The organism is Vibrio mexicanus (assembly GCF_001012815.1).
GTDB lineage: Bacteria > Pseudomonadota > Gammaproteobacteria > Enterobacterales > Vibrionaceae > Vibrio > Vibrio mexicanus.
In genome coordinates this window covers 1-22420 of record NZ_JYJP01000017.1, presented here as the reverse complement: position 1 = coordinate 22420, position 22420 = coordinate 1, and the positions used below count along the sequence as shown (strand labels likewise).

Genomic DNA, 22420 nt, shown 5'->3' with positions numbered 1-22420 from the left:
GGTCGCTTTTTTTCGTTTCGAGTCGTTAATTTCGTCTAGATTCTCAATTCAATCTTGGTATAGTAATTTTATGCCTTTCACCACTAGCAAAGGAGCACTTCCCCATGAAAATCATCATACTACACGGCCTTTATATGCATGGCATGATGATGCAGCCCCTCAGTTATCTACTTCAGCAAAAGGGCTATGATACGGAAGTCATTAGCTACAACACGGTGGAAATCGATCTTGAGAACTTATTCGACAAAATAGACTTAGCCATAGACTTCGAAGATACCAATGTTCTCGTTGGCCACAGTCTTGGCGGGCTCATGCTAAAACAATACCTCAAACAGCGACCTGTCCCAGTAGAAACGGCCCCTCATGTCGTGACGTTGGGCTCTCCTCTTCAAGGAGCATCGATTGCAATGAAGATTCAGGAGCTTGGGTTCGGCGCCATGCTGGGAAACTCTCCTGAGCACGGCCTTAACTCGCACGCTGATAAGTGGGAAGCTCCCCAGAAACTCGGTAGCTTAGCTGGAACCACACCATTGGGGTTTCATTCCTTGATCGTTGGAACCGATGAAGCGTCAGACGGCACCGTCACGGTTGACGAAACTAAAATCGAAGGCATGACAGACCACATTGAAGTGCACGCCACTCATACCACCATGTTGCACAGTGATTATGTTGCCATGCAAATTGATCATTTCATCGAACACGATCGCTTCTACCGAAACCGTCATCAGCGCAATGATGAACCATTAAAGTAAGCATCACTTACTGCGAAATTTCTATGCGAACAAAATAGCCCTTAGTAAATGACTAAGGGCCTTTTAATGACATCAACTCGATGACGCTTCTTTCTTTTCATCCTCTGGAAACTTCTCTTCATAGATTTCCATGAAGTCTTGCCGGATATGATGCTCTAGGTGCAACGCTTTGTCGGTTGGACAGAAAATCATGAAGTGGATGATTTGCTCTCCGGTCGCTCCACTGGTGATATGGATGTGTGGTTCAGCCCCCGGAAGGTCAACGCCTGCGTGCTTCTCAATCATCGTATTATAGCGCTTAGCAACGTCACTGAAGTAAGCACAGTGTTCTTCGATTTTCTCGGTAATGGTTGGCACCAATGGAAACAGATTAGCAAACTTTGGCACAACGATAGTGAAGTTGTGGTACACGTAGCGCTTCATGAAATTAAGGTTCTTTACGGGGTAAGTAAAGAACATGCTATTTGGCAACGTGGCTGTTTTTCCAGTGTAGTGGTATTGACCGTGGTGAAGGTCAATCTCTTGTATTACCGTAGCCATCATGTTGTGTTCGATCACCTCGCCGCACAACTTGCCCACTTCAATCCAGTCACCAATTCTAAACGAACGTGAGCTCGCCCGTTGGATAGAGCCCGTAAAACAGAGAATGATCTCTTTTGACGCAACGACGATGGCAACGGCAATCGCGGTTACAGATAGGGCAAACTCGCTAATCTCCGACTGCCAAAGGATAAACATCAATAAAAGGGCGACAAGAAAGCTGGTGTTTTTAGTTTGAGACATCCACTTACGTTGGTCTTCCGACACAAAGTTAACATCACCACGGATGAGCGACAAAATGATGCGACGAACTATCGCGATCACAATTAAAATAATCGCGGTGAACACCAACTTATGTTCAAGAAGAAAATCCACTACGGCTTGTACTTTCTCCATTAATAACTCCTGTTAAAAAGGGAGCTGCGCTCCCTCTTGTCATTCTTCTGTTTCTAAACTCTAGGGCTGAGCACCATCATCCGGCAACTCACCCTCTTTGAAGACAATAAATGCCCTACGATTCAATGCATTGGCATCGAGCGTTTGCTCTTCTGTGATTGGGTTAAGTTCTCCGAAAGACTTAACCTCCCACACAAAATCAGATGGGTCTAGCTTTGTCTGCAAATATTGCAACACAGATTCCGCTCGGCGCTTTGCCAGTGCCTCATTGTAACTGATAGACCCTTGGTAATCGGTATGACCAGCTACCAAAATGCGGCCTTGGAAACCGTTCACATTAGCAGCGAAATCATCTAGGTTCGGCTTATCTATTGCTTGCAGCTGCGCATCATCGAAATCAAAGTGAGAGGTCATGGCGACTATCACTTTGCGCTCTGGTGCTGGCGGCTCACAGAATGCATTCTCCTCATGAGTTTGAGTCTGTTCAAACATTACGTATGCTCGGCGGTTTTCCGCATTGGCTTGCAGGCTGGTGCCTTCCACCAGCAGCTTAGATTCACCATACGATTTCACTTCCCAATCATAACGAGAAGCATCTAGCTGAGTTTCCAAATAGCTTTAACCGCCTCAGCTCGCGCAAGAGATAGCTTTAAGTTGTAATCATCGCTGCCTTGATAATCAGTATGCCCAACAATAGCAATTTGCCCGTGAAGTTTACGTACTTTTTTGACTAAATCATCGAGTGACGCTTGGTCTGCTGGCTGCAGCTCTGCCTTATCAAACTCAAAATGCGAGGCTAGCGCAAAGTGAATATCTCGCTCTGGCACAATACACTCCCGAATTAGAAACTTCTCAACTTGCGGATCACCGAACTTATCTACGTTCTCTTGGCTTACGTAGGTCTCTGCGGAACACGCGGCCAAAACTAATGCCGCCACAACCCCGAGCGTTTGTTTCATTACTTTCATTTTCATCCTTACAATTTGCCCACTAAGTTGATGAATACGCCTTTTGCATCATAGTCGTCATCATTGACTAAATTGCCATCAAAGCCTGAGAAGTTGTAACCCACACCCACTTTAAAGTTCTGACTTAGATGCTTGTTCAAAGAGACTAAAGCACCGTGTTCTAGCTCATCATTAAGTGTGTCGGTTTTCCAATGGTATTCACCTGTGACATCCCAATCTTTCATCACGTGGTAAGAGGCGCTCACACCATAAAGGTTAATATTGCTTTTAGCCGTTTCAATGGCACCTGATGCGCGAGAGAAGTCTTCCGTTTTATCTTTATGCGCGTACTTTGCGCCCACATCAATATGGGCATCAATTTCATAGATCCCCTCCACTTCAATGATATGCGAAGACTCATTGGAGTAATCCACCTCACGATCGAGGTTGTCTTTGTCAGCTAGATAGGTGTAACGACTCAGAAGGTTCAATCGATCGTTATAAATTGGTCGATAAGCAAGACCTGCCGTGGCCTCAACAAAACGTGCCAGAGTTAAATCCGTTAATTTATTAATCGACTTCGAATAGTTGAACTTACCAAACAGTGTATATTCTTCAGTGAGGTACTGAGTGTATCGGTTGGTTGTCACAAACTGATCAACACGTTGCTTGTCTGGATCGACATTTTCGTTACCTTTATCGACGCGATATTCGATTTTGTTTTTTAAGATGATGTCATCTAAGTCGACATCGGCAGTAAAAGTGACAGCTCGGCGTCGAGTAACTTCTAATAGAACCGGATCCGCTTCCGACGGCTTCTCGATTTCACCTTGTTGATAACCAATGCCGAAATCCAGCTTGTCATTCATATCATAACCAAAGCCAAACGAATCAATCCGCCCCTTGCCATTGTTTTCATCAACAAATTGGTTCTCTTGATAAAAATCGATACTGGTGGTTAAGTCTGCACGTTGACCAACGATAACGTTGTTCTGCCCTTCATAGTTATCATCGACATAAGTCAGATAGGTTGAATAATCCGAAGTAACATCATAAGTTGCAGTGGCTTCAGTGACATCGCCACGATCGCCCGTGGTATATTCTGCGCCCAAGGTCAAATCTTCGAATACCCGCGCTTCAGCCCCAAGAGTTACGCTGTCGTTATCGTCGTATTCCCCTGTGCTGTCGACCGTAGTTTGGCCTTTGATGTAAACGCTATTATCGCTGTCCCAAATATAATCGGCGCGCAGGCCTGCAAGGTTACCTTTGCCTCGCAAACCCTCTCGGTTAAGCTCTTCAACTTGCTTACCCGCAGCAGATACCTTGATGTGCTCTGTGACTTTGTATTGCGCCTCCAACTCAACCTGCTCGGTATCTTTGGTTAGCGTGCCATCGACTTCTTTCTCTTCCATCGAAGTAAAACGGGTAGCAATTGCGACTCTGTCTGTTGCCTGCAGGCGAAGCTCTGCACCGTAGGACTCTTGTTCTAAATTGTCACTTTGACTGGCGTAGCTGTATCCGGCATCTTTCGATTTATACCAAGCTTTTACATCGTTGCCGACGGCTGAAAATATATTGGGTGCCAGATCGTAAAGATTACCCACAGCCTTAACTTGTATGGAGTCGCCTTCACGCTCTTCTAACTCACCGCCTATTTGTTGAAAGGTTAAACCACCATCAAACGAGACGAAGTTAGAGTCCGTTTGCTTACCCTTACTGTGTGCAAATTCGGCTTTAATGTAGCTACCTTCGGTTGCGCGAAGCGTTAAGTCGGTACCGTAAGACTCGTAGTCTTGCCCCTCTTTTTCTTCCGTCGCGTAGTTGGCACCAATACCAATATAATCGTTAGCCCAGCCTTTGATGCGGCCACCATAGGTCATGGCATTAATTGCATCACTGCCTTGTGGAACATATTCATAGTCCACCGCAAGGTAATTCTCATAGCCATCGCTTGGGCCATCTTGAATCACGCTACCAAAGTTATCTGAGATGATATTACTCAATGGCCGCGTAAGGATGATGCGCCCTTGGTATGCGTCAATTTCATAGTCTCGGCCAGATTGAAGAGGCACTTCTTTTTCTGAAATTCCGCTGTCTTTGTTAATGACCTTTACGTAGACCTTGTCACTGCCAGGCACCACCTCACCATGACGTAAGAAGTAGAGCGAGCCACCCGTTCCCAAAAATTCATCATGAGCAAAGGATGAATCTGCTGATGCGGTAAAGCCGACAACGTTTAAACGGTCATCACCAAATTTAGTAGTAGAGCGTGTTCGGTAATCCCCTTTAAAACCGTACAAACTACGGTTGTAGTCGTTGTTATCGGTGCCTGTAATCCCCGTATTGTAGTTACCCCAAAGGGCTTGAGATTTATCATATTGAAGGTCGAAGTACACTTTACCTTTGGTATTCACCACTTTCTTGATATTAGCGCTGTCACCGTAATCGCCGTAGTAAAGCTCATCATCGTCTTCTAGGATATCGAATACACTTGAATCTTCGGCTGCGAATGGGTGCTTAAAGATGTCTTTGATTTCGCTGTCTTTACTATCAAAGTGAGTAGTAATTCTTAACTTATCGCCAAACTTACCTTGACCAAAGTATGCGATTCGGCCTTGGTTATAAATATCGTCGTTATATTGGTCATTAACCCCCAATGCGCGAGTGTTACCCGTGACTTCATTTTTACCGAAATAGATGTCTGCCAAGCCAGCCTGTGCATAGTAGGTGTCAGGAATACGAACATACAACTGGTAACGACGCTCATCACCGTTATCAAAAATCACTTTGGTCGGGAATAGGTAAGCATCGGCAGGCAAGAACTGTTCAGCGTATAGCTCGCCACCTTCGACATCGAATTCGTCTTCACCGATCACGACTTTATCCACGCCCTTTAGGCCCGTACCAATAAATTTAGCCAAACCGGCATTGGTCGGAATGTTGTGACGCATTAAATTGGCTCGGCCAAACTTACGGCTCAGTGCTTCTTCACCGTCGTTTCTATCAATCTCGACTTCCGAATCGCCTTCCACCAAATCCATAACACCCACGGTGGTCACATCCATGTTGCCGTCTTTGTCCCACGCTTTAAAACGAAACAGCAGCTGGCTACCTTTGGTGAAGGTATAATCAACATCCGTTGAACCATCCCAACTGATATCGAAATCATTGGCTATCTCTGTTCCTTCTAGCACTTTGATTGGCTGTGATAAACTGCGGTCTTGTCCACGAAATATCTCAACTTGGTAATGAGTAATGTAGTAGCTGTAGTTAGAAGTAATCGTGAAACTCACTTCATCTTTCAGCTTGCCATCGACAACCTCAAGCTCGTCGCCAACGGACACATCCAAAACAGGTTGGAACCTTGTAATGTCACGGCTTGCCCAAATAGCCCCTTCTTCTAAGTAGATACGAGAGTTATCCGTTTGTTCACGAACGTCAACTTCAATATCCATGGAGTCAGAATCAAGCTGTTCAAGCTGACTGGTATCTTTTGCCACTGCTGGCAAGGTTGCCATCATCATTGGAATGGCCGCAACTACACAAAGTGCAAGATAGCTCTTCCCAAACGGCATTCCTTTGCGCTTTATAGCCGTGTCAGGACGCCTACTCACGTCCGTATTATTATGATTATTCTTCACGGTCTTCTTGCTCCTCAACCGCTACGCTAAAGTTAAACTTCGTTAGCTTGTTTGGTGAAATTCGTTGAACTTTCGGATTCTCACTGATGACTTTCATTCCTGTCGGCAGTGAATCTGTGTCCACTTTCAGCAGGAAGTTCTTCCCTTTCTTGTCCAATACCCACTGATCAGGCACGTGATAGCGGCCATATTGATCGGTTTCAATAATAATGCCTTCCACCGTCAGCAAACGAACCCCTGGTACACCACTTTCGTAGATCCCTTTGTTCTCAACGGTGATCTCCCACAGGTAGAAGTGACCATCCTTGTATAGATCACGCGTCACATCGAGATTTTCTGCCGACAAGCCTTTAGCTTTATCACCATGATGGTTAGTCTCAATTGAACCATCGGCTTTAAACAAAATCTCAGTACCTGAATCCGTAACGACTGTGAAGTCAAACCCTTTATCGCTCTTCGTTTCCACTTGGAATGCAATCGTATTGGATTCCGCCAACGTTCGGTTACGCGATATACCAAACAGCTCAGGTACCTCTACACCTTCAGACAGTTTTGACTGGGCCTCTTTGGCCTTTTCATGTAAGTGGTTCTTGTACCCGTGGTCATAGTCTCCTGCGCTATGTATCTCTACACCATAGGCAAAGTTCGATTCTTTACTAGCAGTTAGAGAAATATCGTCGAGCGACTTTTCCACCCCTGCCTTAATCAATACTGTGCTACCTGGTACGTAATCCACTGGATCAATATCGGCTTTTATCACCATATCAAACGCCGTCGCGTCGGCTTGGAATCCATCACCATTATGATCTTCAAACACCTTACCGATGATAGAAGCTGTATCGAATACCTTATCTGGCGTGACTTCTACAATCGCGCTAGCAACATTCGAGCGTGCAACAAGCACGCCCGATGTTTGCCCTTCAGGTGCGTCATAGCAACAGCGCTGTTCACGTACTTGCCAAACGTTGCTCCTACAGTTACTCGGAGCAAATAGCGAACGCGAATTTGCTCTGTGACCGTCTCTCCTTCGCTGCCGTAAGCCAACATGTCCCCTACATTGAAAGTTAGGCTACTGGTTACGGCAGGCTCTGTGGTTTGCAACACATCATCGCCGGTATCAAACTGACCATCAGGCCACTGTTGGTGATTTCTGTTGAACCTTCCACATAGGCAAACCCTGCTGGGTACTTATCTACCAACTTAACGTTCTTAAATTCAGACTCGTTCGGGTTAGAGATGATCACCTCGTACTCAACCACTTCACCAACCTGAGCTTCTGACTTCAACGCTTCTTTAGTGACCAGTAGCTCGCCTTCGTTATCAGCAAACTTCTTGATATAGATGGTCACATCGTCAGATGCCGATGTGCCAGTAGCAGGGTCGGTCACGGTGAATACGTTAGTAATATTGTCATCCAGACCTTTGTTAAGCTGACCGACGATCTTGATGTCGTAGCCATTGCCCATGTATGGCAATAAATCGAGTGAAGTCCCACCTTCTGGTAGTAATAAATCTTGGTCATCAAATTTAGCCTTCACCTCACCAGTAGGCCACTCGGTTATCGTAGTCTGCCAACTGGTAAATAAAGTATTCCCGTTTTCACCCATGAGTTTGGAGATCTCATCTACCAGCTTCACACCTGAGATCAAAGCTGAACCTTCATTGGTGACTTGCAGCTGATACACTAGCTCCTGATCATCGTTACCATAGGTGGCGTTCTCACCCTTATCGGTGGTTTTGTTCACCAAAAACTTCACCGCTTCCGGCGTGATCATCGCACTGACTGACTCCACCGTAGCTGTACGTGCACTTGCAGGCGCTGTCTGGTTGCCTGAAGACTGTGGCGCTTCGTCAATTTTATGCGCCGTGTTCACTATCTCACCCATTGCACGAGCATCAACCGTACCAGTAATCGCAAACTCAACGGTATCACCCGGAGCGATATCGATCAGTGCATCAATATCAGCATTAGGGCCTAGTGTTGGCGCAGTCACAATGGTTCTTGGATCCGATTGGGTCACATCAATTGACCACTGTGTAAAGGCTGGCACAACTTCTCTATTACCCGTTGCGATATCAGGACGGGTTGGGACGAGAATACGAGACATGGTGTCTCTAAGCACAACGTCATTGGCAAAGCCTTTACTGTCATTAAACAAGCGAATGCGGAAAGTCGACTCCTGCCCTGCTACATAGATAGGGTTATCCGCCACTTTGGTGATAATGACTTTATCTGGTTCAGGCAGTAATTTAGCCGACACCGATACCCTCTGAGGGCGCGATGAGTTAATACTCATACTCGCCTTATTAATGATCTCACCATTAGCGTAAGGATTAACCACCCCACGAATCAAAAACTCAATGGTGTCGTTCGGCGCGATGTTAATCGTTGCGTCAATCTGTTTATTGTTACCACTTGGGCTCGGGGTAATAGTTGTAAGCGGATTGCTTTGCTTAACTTCAATACTCCAAGACTCAAACGCTCTTTCCGTTGTTCCTTTAACAGTGCTTACGGTCATCGAATTCAACAGATCTTTGAGTTCAACACCCGCGACAAACGCTTCATTATTGTTCTCTAGAACGACCCTAAACACCGACTCTTTACCCGGTTCGTAGGTCATCTCAACGTCACTACCAGACTCTCCGACAAATTTGTTCAGTGTGAGAGACACTGGGCGATGTTTGATAACCGCATTAGCGTTTTGCTCCGGTGAACTTGGATCTTGCAATAACGCAGTGTTGATGATGTCGCTAGTTGCAAAACTGTTTACAATGCCATCGATAGTGAAGGTTAAGCTACTCTCTGGCGCAATATCAGCACCAAGTCAATGTCCGGATTTGTTCCTGAAGGCGTGGTAGATAAGCTTGTATTTGCATTGGAGGCGTAGGTAGTAATGCTCCACGACTCAAATGCCGTCCCTTTTGTTCCATCCACAAGGTCGACTAAGACATCACTCATTAGATCTTGAATGATGACATCATTAGCAAACCCTTTACCTTGGTTGGTCACAGTCACGACAAATTGCGCAGGTTGACCCGCTTGATAAAATTCGCGGTCTGCAACCTTTTCAATCGAAAGGGCTGACTTCTCAGGTACAAGCTGCGCATCATCCTGAAGATCTTTGCCATTAAAGTTGGCCGTTGCAACGTTATCAATGTCGCCTACCGCTTTCGGATTTACTTCCCCTTCTACGGTAAAGACGATAGTGTCTTTTGGTGCGAGGTCAATGTCATAAGCGATGTCTTGATTCCAACCAAACACCGTTGCCCCCACTTGTGTTCTTGGGTCGCCTGACTTAAAGCTAGTCACCCAACGCGTGAAGGCTGGCTGCATTGAGCCATCTGTCACTTCCACTTGAAGCGCAGAAATCTTATCTTCTAGTTTTATATCGTTTGCAAACGCATCGCCTTTATTGATCACCGAAATGGTAAAACCATTATTGGTGCCTGGCTGATACGTCGATTGAATCGGTTCCTTGACGATCTCGATTTCAGGAACCAGTAAGACGCTCGTCGCACTGTCTTCCAAGGTTTTACCATCGTAGTCGACGGAAATCGTATTGATCACATCACCAATGATTTCAGGCTTGAGTTCGCCCTGAATCTTAACGGTAATAATATCCAGTGGTGAGATGTTAATACTGTTGTCGATATGGTCATCCGATAGCGATGGCAGGTTGGTTGTGCCATTCGCCGACGTACCCGTAATATCGATGGTGCCTGGTTTAAACACGGAAACAGAGTTGCCAAAAATGGTTTCAGCCGTTATTCGATCCACTAAGTCAGTTACCTGGACATCTGTCGCCCACACCTTTTGAGTGTTGGTAAGCACGATGGTATACGTCAGAATATCTTCGGTAATATATTCAGCTTTATCGACGGTTTTCGAGACAGTCACTTCGGCATCGATAGGCTGATAAGTCGCCTCAGCATTGACTTCCGATATTCCTTGAGCGCTCACTTTAACTTGGTTAGTGATCGCCCCAACCACATTCGATGCAACCGTCCCCTCGAGATGAAGGTTCAGTGTTGACCCTGGCGCTAAGTTGTATTCGCCAGTGAATCCATTGTCGGCATCAAATGGCGACTGCGATATCGTCACGGAAGGACTTCCGCTATCGATAATCGATATTGAGCTTTTCGACGCGTCCCAGCTATCAAACACCTGACCTGGGACAATACTGTTTACGACATCTGCTTTAATGGATTTTGCTATATCTTCAACGCGTAGCCCTTTAGCAAAACCGCCGCCCGTATTCTCAATTACAATATCAAAACCAATAGAATCACCCGGAGCATATACAGCAGGTGAAATCGAAGGTGTTTTCGTTACCGAGATTGCCGCGGGTTCAGGGTAAATAAAGTGCTGCTGTAGGTCGTACTGCTTCTTATCAACGTATAAGGTATTGCCAAACTTACCCACCGCATCATCACGAACCTTACCGACAATATCAATTTTCAGCAAAGTTGGCTCACTACCTGCAGCACCTAGCTTGACGATGGCATCAATATCCCCAGATGTCGGAATGGCTGATGCATCATTATGAGCAGCGCCTTTGTTTGCAATAAACTCAGCATTAATTGTCCAACTCTCTAATGCCGTTTTGTTACTTCCATCTGCGGTTTCTACTAGGTAGGAGGAAATGGTGTCTTCAACGCGAACATCCGCGTTCGAATCCGACTTATTGGCAATATACAAGGTATAGCGAACTTCTCCGCCCGGTATGTAGGTCGGCGTGTCTGTGGTCTTTGACGCAAGAATTTCAGAATCACCTTGATCGAGTATGACATCATTTGAGTTCTTTCCGTCTACTTTTGCCACATTGGTGATCGTACCCGTTGCATCCGCATCAACAGTACCTTGCAGGCCAAACACGACTTTGTCACCTGGCATCAGGTCAAACGTAGCATTTAGTGGCTGATTACCACTGTATTTCCCAGAGATCGAGAACCGACTCGGGTCAGGCTGTTGTAAAATCGTCGTCGATAAATCGCTAAATGCATTGGCTCCGGTAGAGGTTTTAATATCGTTCAGCTTATCGATAATTTTTACATCATTGGCGATACCTTCTCCGATATTTTCTACGGTGATTTGGTAAACAACCTGACCAGTCGGATTATACTGGCAACCGGAACCAGTATTAGACGGGAAGCTACAGGCATTGCTATCTGCAGTGGTGCTCGTCACCACCTTCTCAAAGATTAAATTCGGCTCTACTGGCGGAATGGTCGGAGTGACGACTAATTTGTTGCCAACAGTTGCGCGGTTAGCCTCAACCTCACCCAATGCGTCGCTTCGAATCGTGCCTTTAATAGTAAATTGCAAATCTTCTTGGGGACCAATGTCCGTCATTATATTTAGATCGGTATTTGGATCGTAAGCTGGCAGGTAAGTATCAACATCACTATCCAAGCCGTTGCTGTTGGTATGAGTAATGGTAAAGGTGTCAAACGCCGATTCAATACCACCACCCAACACTTCTACCTTGATATCAGAAACGACATCGGTAATTGCAGTTTGATCGGTCCAAACCTTCGCTTTGTTATTTACATCAAGTAGGTAAACAACTTCATCACCAGGCTTATAGGTATCACCCTTGCTGTAAGCTTTTCCACCAATCGAAACAATGCGTTTTTCCACTTCGAGTTGCTGCGCTTCTGGTTCAATCTTTGCGTTACCAAATTTCTGCCCATTGTATAAAGGAGCAACCGCAAACTTATCGAGCGCATCCGAGCGAATTTGACTCTCCATGACAAACTCTACCCAGCCTTGTGGCGCAATCGACAACACTGGAATATCAATATCACTGTTTGCGCCACCGACAAAGCTACCAATATCTGTGGTTAATTCAGAAGATTTTGACGCGGTCACTGTCCATCCGAATTCACCAAATACAAGATCTTTCTGGTTGTTTGCTTCTCCGGCTGCATTTTGAGCAAGGCGAGTTTTCACGTTAGAGAAAGTCTCTTTTAATGAAGCACCATACTCTGTGCCTTTACCATTATTGGTAATACGTAGTCGATAAACGATCTTCTCACCTTCAGCTGTATGATTGAAGGTCGTTTTGTGTGTACCAAAAGCGTTATCGGTATACGCCTTATGAAGCTTTTTAATTTCTGCTGGCAACATAGAAATGCGCTCAGAAGGCAAGTTGTGCTTCCCTTCTACGCGCGCGGTGTTTTGGATAGAACCGACTGCTTTCTCACTGACCTTAGCTTTAACGGTGTACTTCACAAATGTGCCTGAGTCGGCAAATCCACTACCTGCCAAGTCGAATTGGGTATTGATATCGGTATTGTTCGACACAGTTCCGGCATCACTAATGCCGCTAGTGTCTACTTCAGTTTTGATCGTCCAAGACTCGAACGCTTGGCCAGTCGTACCATCAAAGTAGTTGGTTGTGATCGAGGAAATGGCATCAATAATCTCAACGTCTTTTAGGTGTACATTGTTTCGGTTTTCTAGCGTGATTAGATACTCGATATAACCACCCGGCGTATAACCACCAGTCAGAGTGGTAGCACCATCGACATCATAGATATTGATGACGCGCTTCTCAAAGTGATATTTCTCTGTATTTGGCTTAGACAATGCACTAACCGTGTCGCCATCAACCACCAATAGGTTCAGGATATCTCCAACAGCTTGCGGATGAACCCGAGCAGTCACCACATAATCAATAGTCTCTCCTGCGGGGACAGATATATGCGTATCGATATCTTTGTTGTTGGCAATGGTTCCGTCTAAATCGACTTCAGCAACAGGGCTGCCACCCAATACTTTAGGCTCGATTGTCCAACCATTGTTGAACGCTTGTTCTTGGCGACCATCAATTAAATCCACCATGACTGAAGAGAGTTCATCTTTGATAGGAACCTGGTACGCATTACCTTTCCCATCATTAGTCACGGTGAGATGGTAAACTAGCGGCTTGTTCGGCTCGTAGTTTTTTTGGTCGACCGTTTTAGTAAACGTCAGATGGTAGTCATAAGGGCTAACGGTAATTCCGCCAATAGTAATGTCACCTGCTGCGTCATCTCTCACAATGCCTTCTACTGTGTAAACGACGTAATCTTTGCCGGCAACATCAATGGTTGTGTCAATATTTTGGTTATCCGCGACCACGCCATCTAAAGTGCCATCGGTTGTTCCATTGCCTCCGTTTGAGTCTTGCTTATCGACAGATACGGTAAACTTGTCACTAAATGGATTCGCTTTTGAGCCATCAAGAAGTTGAACCTGAACTCCGGTAATATTCTCTTGGACTTTGTGGTTGTTAAAATATCCGACATTGGAAGAGACTTTCACCTTATAAGTGAGTGTGTCTCCCGGTTTATAACGGTTGCTACTCGAGCCATTAACCAGCAATTCACGGTGGGTATCTCCCCCACTTGCGGCTCGTTCCATTTCATGGTGAGAAACGTGAGACTCTTCATCGACTTGCTTATAGTCACGGAAGATATACGCATCATTGGCAATAATCGGACGCAATACGCCAGCGCCATTTCGCGAACCGATAACGTTATCTTTAATTTTGGCCTTCACCCTAAATACGCGTTGCTCACGCGCAGCCAAGCTAAACGTCACATTCTCGTTACCCACAGGGTAAATCAGATCTTCAGTGGTACGTCCTTGCCAAGATCCATCGCCATAATCAAACTCCCAGTACTCAAAGGGAGATTGATCTTCATAGTCGGCAAAGTGATTATCTTTTTTATTCGCGAGAACAGAAGAGATCTGTGTTAGAGGATCGACTAACTTAAGGTCATTAATCTGATTGTCACTATTGTTCAGCAACACAATTTCGTAAATAACTTCATCACCCGGTACGAAATGCGAAGTATTTGCCGTTTTCACAATCGAGACATTTAACTTAGCATCGCCACTGTCCCCAATCTCTGCCGTCGCAGACTGATCCAAATTATTCATTGGGTCATGAATTTCTACGGTATTTGAGATTTCATCTTTCTTGTAGTCATTTTTTACTAGCCCACGGATGGTATATCTTACATAACCCATATCTCCATTGACTTGCGGGTCGATATCTATTTTTGAGTTAATATTGCCATTGTTGGGATAAGCACTTTTACTATCTGCATAACTACCTGACTTATATGGAGAGTTATTTGAATCGGTCTCGGCATCAATCGTCCATTCCGAGAATACGTTCATTGCTTTGATATCATCTTTTACTGAGACTTCATTGGCATAACCGGCGCCACGGTTAAACACGGTAATATCAAATGTCACCCACTGCCCTGGAATAAATTGAGCTTCGCGAGCCGTTTTTACGACCACAACATTCGGCTCCTTTGGATGAACTACAACTGTATCCGATGCTGTCGACTGTGAGTCTGAGTCCTTGGTTTCAATAGTCGCGGTATTTTCAAATCGTTTGAAGATGATTTCGTTGCCAACACTACGATCGATTTGCGCGACGATGGTGTAAACCACTTCCACATTTGGCGCAATTTGGGCCACTGTGTCTAAGTCTGCGTTGTCCGAGAATGAACCAACTTTGGTGTATTTAGCATTGCCATTAAGTAACGGATCATCCGAAATAATCTCAGCCGAAATGGTCCAAGATGAGAACACTGCTTTACTCTTACTGTCAGGTTCTAATAGACCCGCACTGATACTCGAAATCGGGTCTTTCACCACGACGTTGGTGGCGTAACCATTCCCTTTCGGGTTTTTCACATGGATCTGATAGGTAATTTCATTTTCTAACTTTGAGTAACTGGTGTGATCACCTCGAAAGTTCGAATCCGTATTGGTTTTAACTGTCTTATTAAGCTGTAATACAAAGTCTCGCGGATCAGAACCTCGGTCAGCGTAAACACTATTATCAACGGTCACACTATTTTGAATGTGACCATTCGCTAAGGGGTCGGTTTTGGCTTGGATCGTATAAATCACGTAGCTATGAGGTTCGATAGTCGCTGTCACATCGAGTATTTTGGGGCTGTCAATTTGACCTGAAATACCTGTATCAGTTTGAGATGCTACACTACCATCCGATTTAAATGCTTGCGCGGTCACTTGCCAACTAATAAAAGCAGGAATCTTATTCCCATTGATATCTGTCGTTTCTACTGCAGTCAGATCGTCAATCACGGGTACCTGATTTGCGAATCCATCACCATCGTTATCAACGCGAATGGTATAGGTAAGCTCATCACCCGACGAGTAGAATCGCGTATCAACATCTTTACTTGCGCGCAAGTTATCTTCCGGCATTTGAATGCCTGAGCCCTCCTCAGTGACGTTGTCGCTACAAGCAGCGTTATCATCAATGATCAAACCAATACTGGAATCGGCCACCTCCGCCGTTAGGGTGTATTCCACTTTTTTTCTGGGAGCAATATCGGGCGACAACGTCACTGGAGAGGTCGTCCAAGAACCATAATTGTATTTACTTGGATCGGTCCCGATCGAATCTTCACCCGACTTAACATCCACTTTCCAACGTTTAAATGCCTGCCTTGCCCTGCCCCTCCAGCTTGCTCGGTTTGAATACAAGTAAGGTCGTCAACAATAGCTAAATCGTTAGCAAAGTACTGGCTAGAGCTGTTTTCAACGGTAATTAGATACTCAACTTGGTTGCCAGGGATATATTCTGACTCTTTCGTGGTTTTGGTGACCCTAATTTCTGGATCCGAAACGTTGAGTACTTTCTTAGCAGTGATTGGTGTTGATATCTGTGTATCTTCAACTAATGATCCAATTTGGTCAAAAACTGCAGCGCTAGCCCCTTGAATAGTCCCAATTGCTACAGGTGATATTGTCGCTTTCAGCGCATATTGAATAGATTCACCTGGGTAGAGCGAGATCGTATCTGCAAAGTCGACGTTAGATTGAATGCCAGAGCTTGCGTAACTTGAGGATGTATTTCCCCCAATCTTAGTCACCTCAACTTGCCACGTTGAGAAAGGGTTCCCCGTCACATCAGTATGGTCATACTGAGGTTGAAGATCATTCCCTAATCCTAGATTGGTCAACATATTAGAAATGTTATGAGTGACTTGGTAATCGTGCGCAATACCTTGACCGTTGTTAGTTACATTAATTGTGAACTCACGAAGCTGCGAAACTAAGTACGGGTTTGTACTATCAACTTGTTGCGTTATGGATACATCTGGCTGAGCTGGCGGAGTCACCAATGCATTTGACTGCTCGTCACCCTCTTTGGTTTTTGATTTGGCCATAACTTCAATATCACCGACCAAATTATCAATCACAGTAGCGGTAAGGGTATAAACAATACGACCACCACGCACGACTTTAGCATCACTGACCACCAGATCCCCAGAAGTGGTGAAGTTGCCTAAATCACTATAGGAACCAGACGCCCCACCTACGATTGATACAGACGAAAACGGGCTAACCTTCGTTCCAGTATTGTTTTCAACTGCAAGCGATGACATAGGCAAGTTGATATCTAAGCCCTGCAGATCGTAGCTACCCGTATTTTCAACTGTTAAGTTGTAGGTGAGCACTTGACCTAATGCATACTCACTACTGTCTACATCGAGAGTCAAGGTGTACTCATAAGGAACGGGCTTAAAAACGCTACCACTCGTAGGTTTAAAATTCGCTGTCGAGCCATCAATTTGCGCAGAGACTTCCGTTGCCCCTAATACAATATCTTCAACAATGTCATCCGCTGGAATCGCGCTCACTGAATAAGTTACTCGCCCATAAGGCAGCAACTTCACATCTTGAGCAACTAGGTTAGTATTTAGACTCTCATAGACGCCAGCACTGCTGCCCCAAGTATGTTGAGAGGTTATATCTAACTGAGAGAAAGCGCGTTTAGTTCCACTTTCCGCTATCGCTGGCGTATCCCAAACTGGATCGGATACACGAACTCCAGATAAGGTTTTAGCCGTTTTATTCACTAGTTCAATTTGATAATTGAGAGGTTTGCCATTTTCATAGATAGAACTGTCTGGACTAACTGTAACTTCTATCTCGTTAGCAGCAATCGCGATGTGGGGCATTAGAAGAAGAGCAAAAAATGTTGCCCAAAGGCTTCTTTTAGAGAATAGAGAATTAAACAAACCTTAATCCTATCAACTGAACGTTAAAACAGTGGCATTTGTGAAGCGCAAAATGATGCAACAAACAATAGTGATCATTGTCACACTTGTGTCAAAATGTTTCCAAGTGTGTATTTTAGTAATTTTTGTTTTATGAGCAACGACTTATTGATACCGAGCCGATGTGATGAACTGACTAAAGGTTTCACACCATATGATCACCGTATTGAAATTATTTACATCAATAGATTCGGGGACAGACAACGTGAATCGATCAAAGGTTTTTACGGAGCCAACTTGGATCATCTGATCTTTGAACTCATTGAATTTGACTTCGGTCTCAACAAAACTTGGGGATAAATACAAACGATAATCTGGACCTGGAGCAAGCTCACCGATAAATCCTATGGTGTCTTCACTGATGGAAACGGCTCCTTCGCCCCAATGAAGGAAATCACTATCTTGTCGATCACGCTGGAAAGTGCCTGAAAATACAGCATTATTAGACATCGATTGAACAGAAGATAAACTAGGTGCTACAGGCTGGGTGAGAATGGGTAAAATATAAATACCGAGTGCCACACCTAATACCGCTACCAAACTGTGAGAAAAAAGTAACAAAATCCATTTCATTTAACTGCACCAATAGCATTTCATAGACGCGGTAAATATAGACGATATGTCACCAAAAATCAGTCACCTAGCACGTTAATTGGGATTTAAATTTTGATCTTCATTTGATATTCGTGATGAGCATACAAAAACAACACTTTTTATGTAGTTCAATAGTTTAGCGCTCATTTTCTACTAAGACTCAGTGTTGTATTGAAATCCACTTTCTTGACTATACGACTAACGCAATCCCATGCATTGCCACAACACCAAAGGTCAAGCGACCGCGCATAGTTTGATACCCCTTAGGGTTTTCTTCATGCTCAACTTGGCGAATGGTTTTTTCACTAAACCACACTGCGATAAATCCAAACGCCAGCATAACAATGGCGTAGCTCGATTGGCTTTCACTTTGCAGTAAAACACCCCAAGCAATCAGTGCAAACAGGTTACTTAGTAGCAAAGCATTTCGGCTGAGTTTATTTGAAAAGTGATCGATTGCATTCCCCCACAGTACACCTGATAGAAAACTCAAAATCACTGCACTGTAGGCAACGAACATTTTCTCTCCCGTTAATTGGAAAATCTGCAAATCAGCGATCATAAGTATTAAGCAAAATACGTAAGGCACTAAGCCTATGTATCCAAGTTGGAGCATCGTCTGTTTAGGTGTGTTCGTCATCGTTTCTTCCTTGATGATTACTATGATTAGTCAGTGGTTTAAACCTATACGAACCGAGTCGAAACTATAGGTCAGCAACATCTAGCATTTAACTCAAAGTGTAGATGGGCTTTGAAAAAATGTTTCGATATTAAATGAAACTTATTGCATTTAAATATGGAGCAACATCACCAAAATCATCAAAACTGAATTTTTTATGACTTGGTTGTTTTGATAAAAACATCAACTATTACTACTGTTATTAAAGTCAATAAATTACTAACAACGTTAAAAACGGCTTAAACCACATCTATTGCCCCAACACAGGGGCAATATTTTTTTCAACCTCGATTTTTTAATCAAACTGCACCTTTTCGCTTTCAAGAACCGGCCATACCTATCCTTTTGCTTTGGGTATACAATACCCCACAAACTCAGTGAATAAAGAAGAGATGTTATGTCCCTTGACTACACATTTGACTCCCTACAATCCATGCAGCGCCAAGAACTCGAAGAGCTAGCTGCTCGCATGATTCAAAGACTTGTACCCGAAGACGCAATGAAAGAACTGTTTACCTTCGAGCAAGAAGAGGTGGAGACAGAGGAGCGGCTACAAGCGGCTCAGTTTGATGCGTTATTACGAATGACAGCCATTGCTCTGTCTGAGCTTCAGCTCGCATTTTCTGAATCAGGCAACCCTCAGCAAAACATAGAGCGAATGACTCGTCTGATCTTATGGCACTTCTACGCTATTTCATTCCATCTGGAAAACGCAATTACACTAAAAGTGCATTGTGACAAAGTCGAAGAACTTCTGAACCAAGCACCTAAGGATGCCTTTGCTTGGGTGAAAGCGCTCACCGACCTTTTGCATCATTATGCAAAGCTCAATGAGCAACAAAGTTAAATTATTCGATCCTATTCAAGTGCCTACTTTAAAGTACTGATAGCCTCTCAACAAATAACTATCAAATCTGCGAATGAATCCTGCTATTCTGTTCATAGGAAATGATACAAGGACATGCTTTGCGGTACGCAGTAGTAGGCACTCTCACACTTATAGCCTCAGGCTTTTCGTTTGCTGATTCACCTTCACCAAAAGAAGTCGGTGAAACGGACCAATGCTTGAGCCAATCAGACCAAGCTCGTCTTCTCGATAAGGCTTTTGATTACGTTAATACCAAGTTGTGTCAACCTGCCCTTTGGTTCGACAGCTTTTTCGTTGATGAACGAACCGATCAAGATGCCAGAGCCGGCACACAGTTTCGCTGGTACAACGATTTTGCTTATGTAGAAGGCAAGGGGTACGAGTTCGAAACTAAGTTGAAAGCACGTCTTCACCTTCCGGGTATTACCCAAAGACTCAAACTCGTATTCGAATCCGATGAAGAAAGTGATGTGTTCGATCTGCTTCCAAGCTCCCAAGAAGAGGCCGAAAGCACCTTTGGACTTCGCTACGATTGGTTGAGTAAGGAGCGAACTAACTTCAATATTAAGGTATCCGCCCGCCCTAGCATTGAAGGCAGATTCAAATACACCTACCCCATTACCAATGCAACGGTTGCTCGTTTCACACAACGCATTTATCAACGTAAGAAAGTGACTGGCGAAATCACCGAGTTCGATATCGATCACTCGCTCAATCAAGATTTTCTACTGAGATGGTCTAGCTTCGCGCGCTACGAAGATGACATAAAAGGTTGGGATTTAGGTACAGGCCTCACCCTCTATCAGCACATTTCACCGACACAAGCACTCAACTATCAAGTCACTACAACAGGTACGAACCGTCCATTTCGATACATTGACGACACTCAAATATCGATCACCTACAGACAGAACTTCTTTAGAGACTGGCTCTATTTTGAGTTAAAACCTCAATACAATTGGTACAAAGAGGAATACGACCCTAGATTTGAAGAGGCCAAGTTTACCTTAAGGCTTGAAGTGCTGTTTTATAACATATAGACATACAACATACCATATTGCAAAACAATCATTACAGAGAATTAATACAAAGCTCTGTGCATATGTAAATATATGACTTCATTCCCATAAATAACCAATAGCAATACTACTAATCCCATACATAAGGTGAGATTATCTAGCTTTCTATCAAAATAATTATATAAAGGAAGACAGTATGAGGAGCGGATCCATTTCGTTCAAAATTTCATTGCCACTAATAGGAATACTGGTCCTATTCGCAGCATCTACCCTATTCGCGGTTATACAAGCGAATCACCAACAAACTCTCAACGCTCAGCTCAATGACAAAGTTCAGCCCACCGTTGACAGCATGGCCGACGCGTATCGCGATCTTTACCAAGTAATGGTCGCGGGTACTGGGATCGCTATGGCTAAAACCGAGCAAGAGATCGAGCACCACACGTTTGAATTTGAGGACAATGCTTATAAAGCGATTCCTCGAATGAAAGCGGTTCAACCACTGATTGATGACGGTATTTTGCCTCCGCAAACTCAACAAGACCTCAAGGCACTAGTCGATGCAACTCAGCGTTGGATCGATCTTTACGAACCTATGTTTGCTCAACCCGCAACGGCGGCTCAGTACTTTTCTGAGCACCAAATTGAGTTCACGCAGGAATTCACTACGATTCGTAAACAGCTAAAAGAAATCAGTAACCGAATCGACGAAGATCAAATGTCTCTTCGTCAGCAAGTTACCGACTCCATTGAGTTTGTAAAAGTCGTGGTTGAAGTTGCCGTAGTATTAGCGGTCATAGCAGGCGCATTCACCATTTGGGTCGCTAAACGCTTTGTCATTCAGCCGATCAAAGACATCGAATCTGCAATGGCTGATATTGCTCAAGGTGATGGTGACCTCTCTCAGCGCCTGGAGGTTAAAAGTAATGACGAAATTGGTAACTTAGCTAAGTCATTTAACCTCTTCATCAGTAAAATTCATACAACCGTCGAAGAAGTCATTGTGGCCTCTAACGCGGTACGTTCAGAAATGGAGAACATCAAATCTCTTACCCAGAACATCGCGGTATTCAGTGCGAATCAGCAGCAAGAAAGCGAATTTGTCGCGACCGCCGTTCATGAAATGCAAGTCACCAGTTCGACCGTAAGTGACAACGCAAATGAGGCTGCTGGCGCGAGTGGTAACGCCACCCAAGAATCAACGCAAGCTAGTGGTATTCTCGACCATGCTGTTGAATCTATTCAAACCCTATCAGGTGATATCGATAACGCTAGCCAAGTCATTCATACGCTAGACAAAGACGTTGGCAGCATCGTATCTGTACTGGATGTCATTCGTGACATTGCCGAACAAACGAACCTACTGGCACTTAACGCGGCAATCGAAGCCGCTCGAGCAGGCGAACAAGGCCGAGGCTTTGCTGTTGTGGCCGATGAAGTACGCTCACTTGCTAGCCGCACTCAGAGCAGCACGGGTGAAATTCAGTCCATGATTGAACGCCTACAAAGCGGCGCTAAACAAGCTGTAACCGTGATGGAGTCAAGCAAATCAAGTAGTAACCAGACCATTGAAATGGCGGGTTCGGCTTCAGACTCTTTGGCTACCATTCGACAAGCCATCGAGAAGATGAACGAAATGAATACCCAGATTGCTTCTGCTGCTAGTCAACAATCCAATGTTAGCCACGAGGTAAACGTCAATGTTCAGCGTATTGCAGACAACAGCCACCAAATGGTGGAAATGGTTAACAGCGCCGATAACGCCTGCATAAGCCTTTCAGAACAGTGTGAGAAACTTGATCATTTAGTCGCAGGTTTCAAGGTCTAATCCAAAGTCATCATAAAATCGTCTAAAAGCCACTCAACAGGGTGGCTTTTTTT

Annotated in this window: 8 protein-coding genes and 2 pseudogenes; 4 read left to right on the top strand and 6 right to left on the bottom strand. The window is 44.5% G+C overall.

Annotated elements, in window-relative coordinates; genetic code table 11:
• Positions 1–104 precede the first annotated feature (104 nt).
• Positions 105–752, top strand: a complete 648-nt coding sequence (locus UA76_RS03525) for a PGAP1-like alpha/beta domain-containing protein (RefSeq protein ID WP_047043107.1) — start codon at positions 105–107, stop codon at positions 750–752.
• Positions 753–824: 72 nt separating this feature from the next.
• Here UA76_RS03525 and UA76_RS03520 read toward each other — a convergent pair whose 3' ends face one another.
• The 6 genes and pseudogenes from UA76_RS03520 to UA76_RS03495 all read right to left on the bottom strand — a co-directional run bounded on the left by UA76_RS03520 (position 825) and on the right by UA76_RS03495 (position 18613).
• Positions 825–1688, bottom strand: a complete 864-nt coding sequence (locus UA76_RS03520; protein WP_047043104.1) for a mechanosensitive ion channel family protein — start codon at positions 1686–1688, stop codon at positions 825–827.
• A 60-nt stretch (positions 1689–1748) separates the two neighbouring features.
• Positions 1749–2647 (bottom strand): annotated as a pseudogene (locus UA76_RS03515) (OmpA family protein).
• 17 nt (positions 2648–2664) lie between these two features.
• The gene (locus UA76_RS03510; RefSeq protein ID WP_420340893.1) at positions 2665–6159 is read right to left on the bottom strand and encodes a hypothetical protein; all 3495 of its coding nucleotides are present in this window, start codon (positions 6157–6159) and stop codon (positions 2665–2667) included.
• Positions 6160–6265: 106 nt separating this feature from the next.
• Positions 6266–17280, bottom strand: a pseudogene (locus UA76_RS25770) (DUF11 domain-containing protein).
• 204 nt (positions 17281–17484) lie between these two features.
• A complete protein-coding gene (locus UA76_RS03500) occupies positions 17485–17952 on the bottom strand; it encodes a DM13 domain-containing protein (protein ID WP_047043099.1) in 468 nt (155 codons plus the stop codon).
• 211 nt (positions 17953–18163) lie between these two features.
• A complete protein-coding gene (locus UA76_RS03495) occupies positions 18164–18613 on the bottom strand; it encodes a DUF3429 domain-containing protein (protein ID WP_047043096.1) in 450 nt (149 codons plus the stop codon).
• Positions 18614–19049: 436 nt separating this feature from the next.
• Between UA76_RS03495 and UA76_RS03490 the strand changes: the two genes are divergently transcribed.
• From UA76_RS03490 to UA76_RS03480, 3 genes are all read left to right on the top strand, one after another.
• Positions 19050–19499 (top strand): hypothetical protein, encoded by a 450-nt coding sequence (locus tag UA76_RS03490; protein ID WP_047043093.1) that lies wholly within the window; start codon positions 19050–19052, stop codon positions 19497–19499.
• Between the two features lie 152 nt (positions 19500–19651).
• On the top strand, positions 19652–20560 hold the full coding sequence (locus UA76_RS03485) for a hypothetical protein (protein WP_238322164.1): 909 nt from the start codon (positions 19652–19654) through the stop codon (positions 20558–20560).
• Positions 20561–20735: 175 nt separating this feature from the next.
• Positions 20736–22367: a methyl-accepting chemotaxis protein gene (locus UA76_RS03480; RefSeq protein ID WP_047043088.1), complete on the top strand. Its 1632-nt coding sequence runs from the start codon at positions 20736–20738 to the stop codon at positions 22365–22367.
• Positions 22368–22420 lie beyond the last annotated feature (53 nt).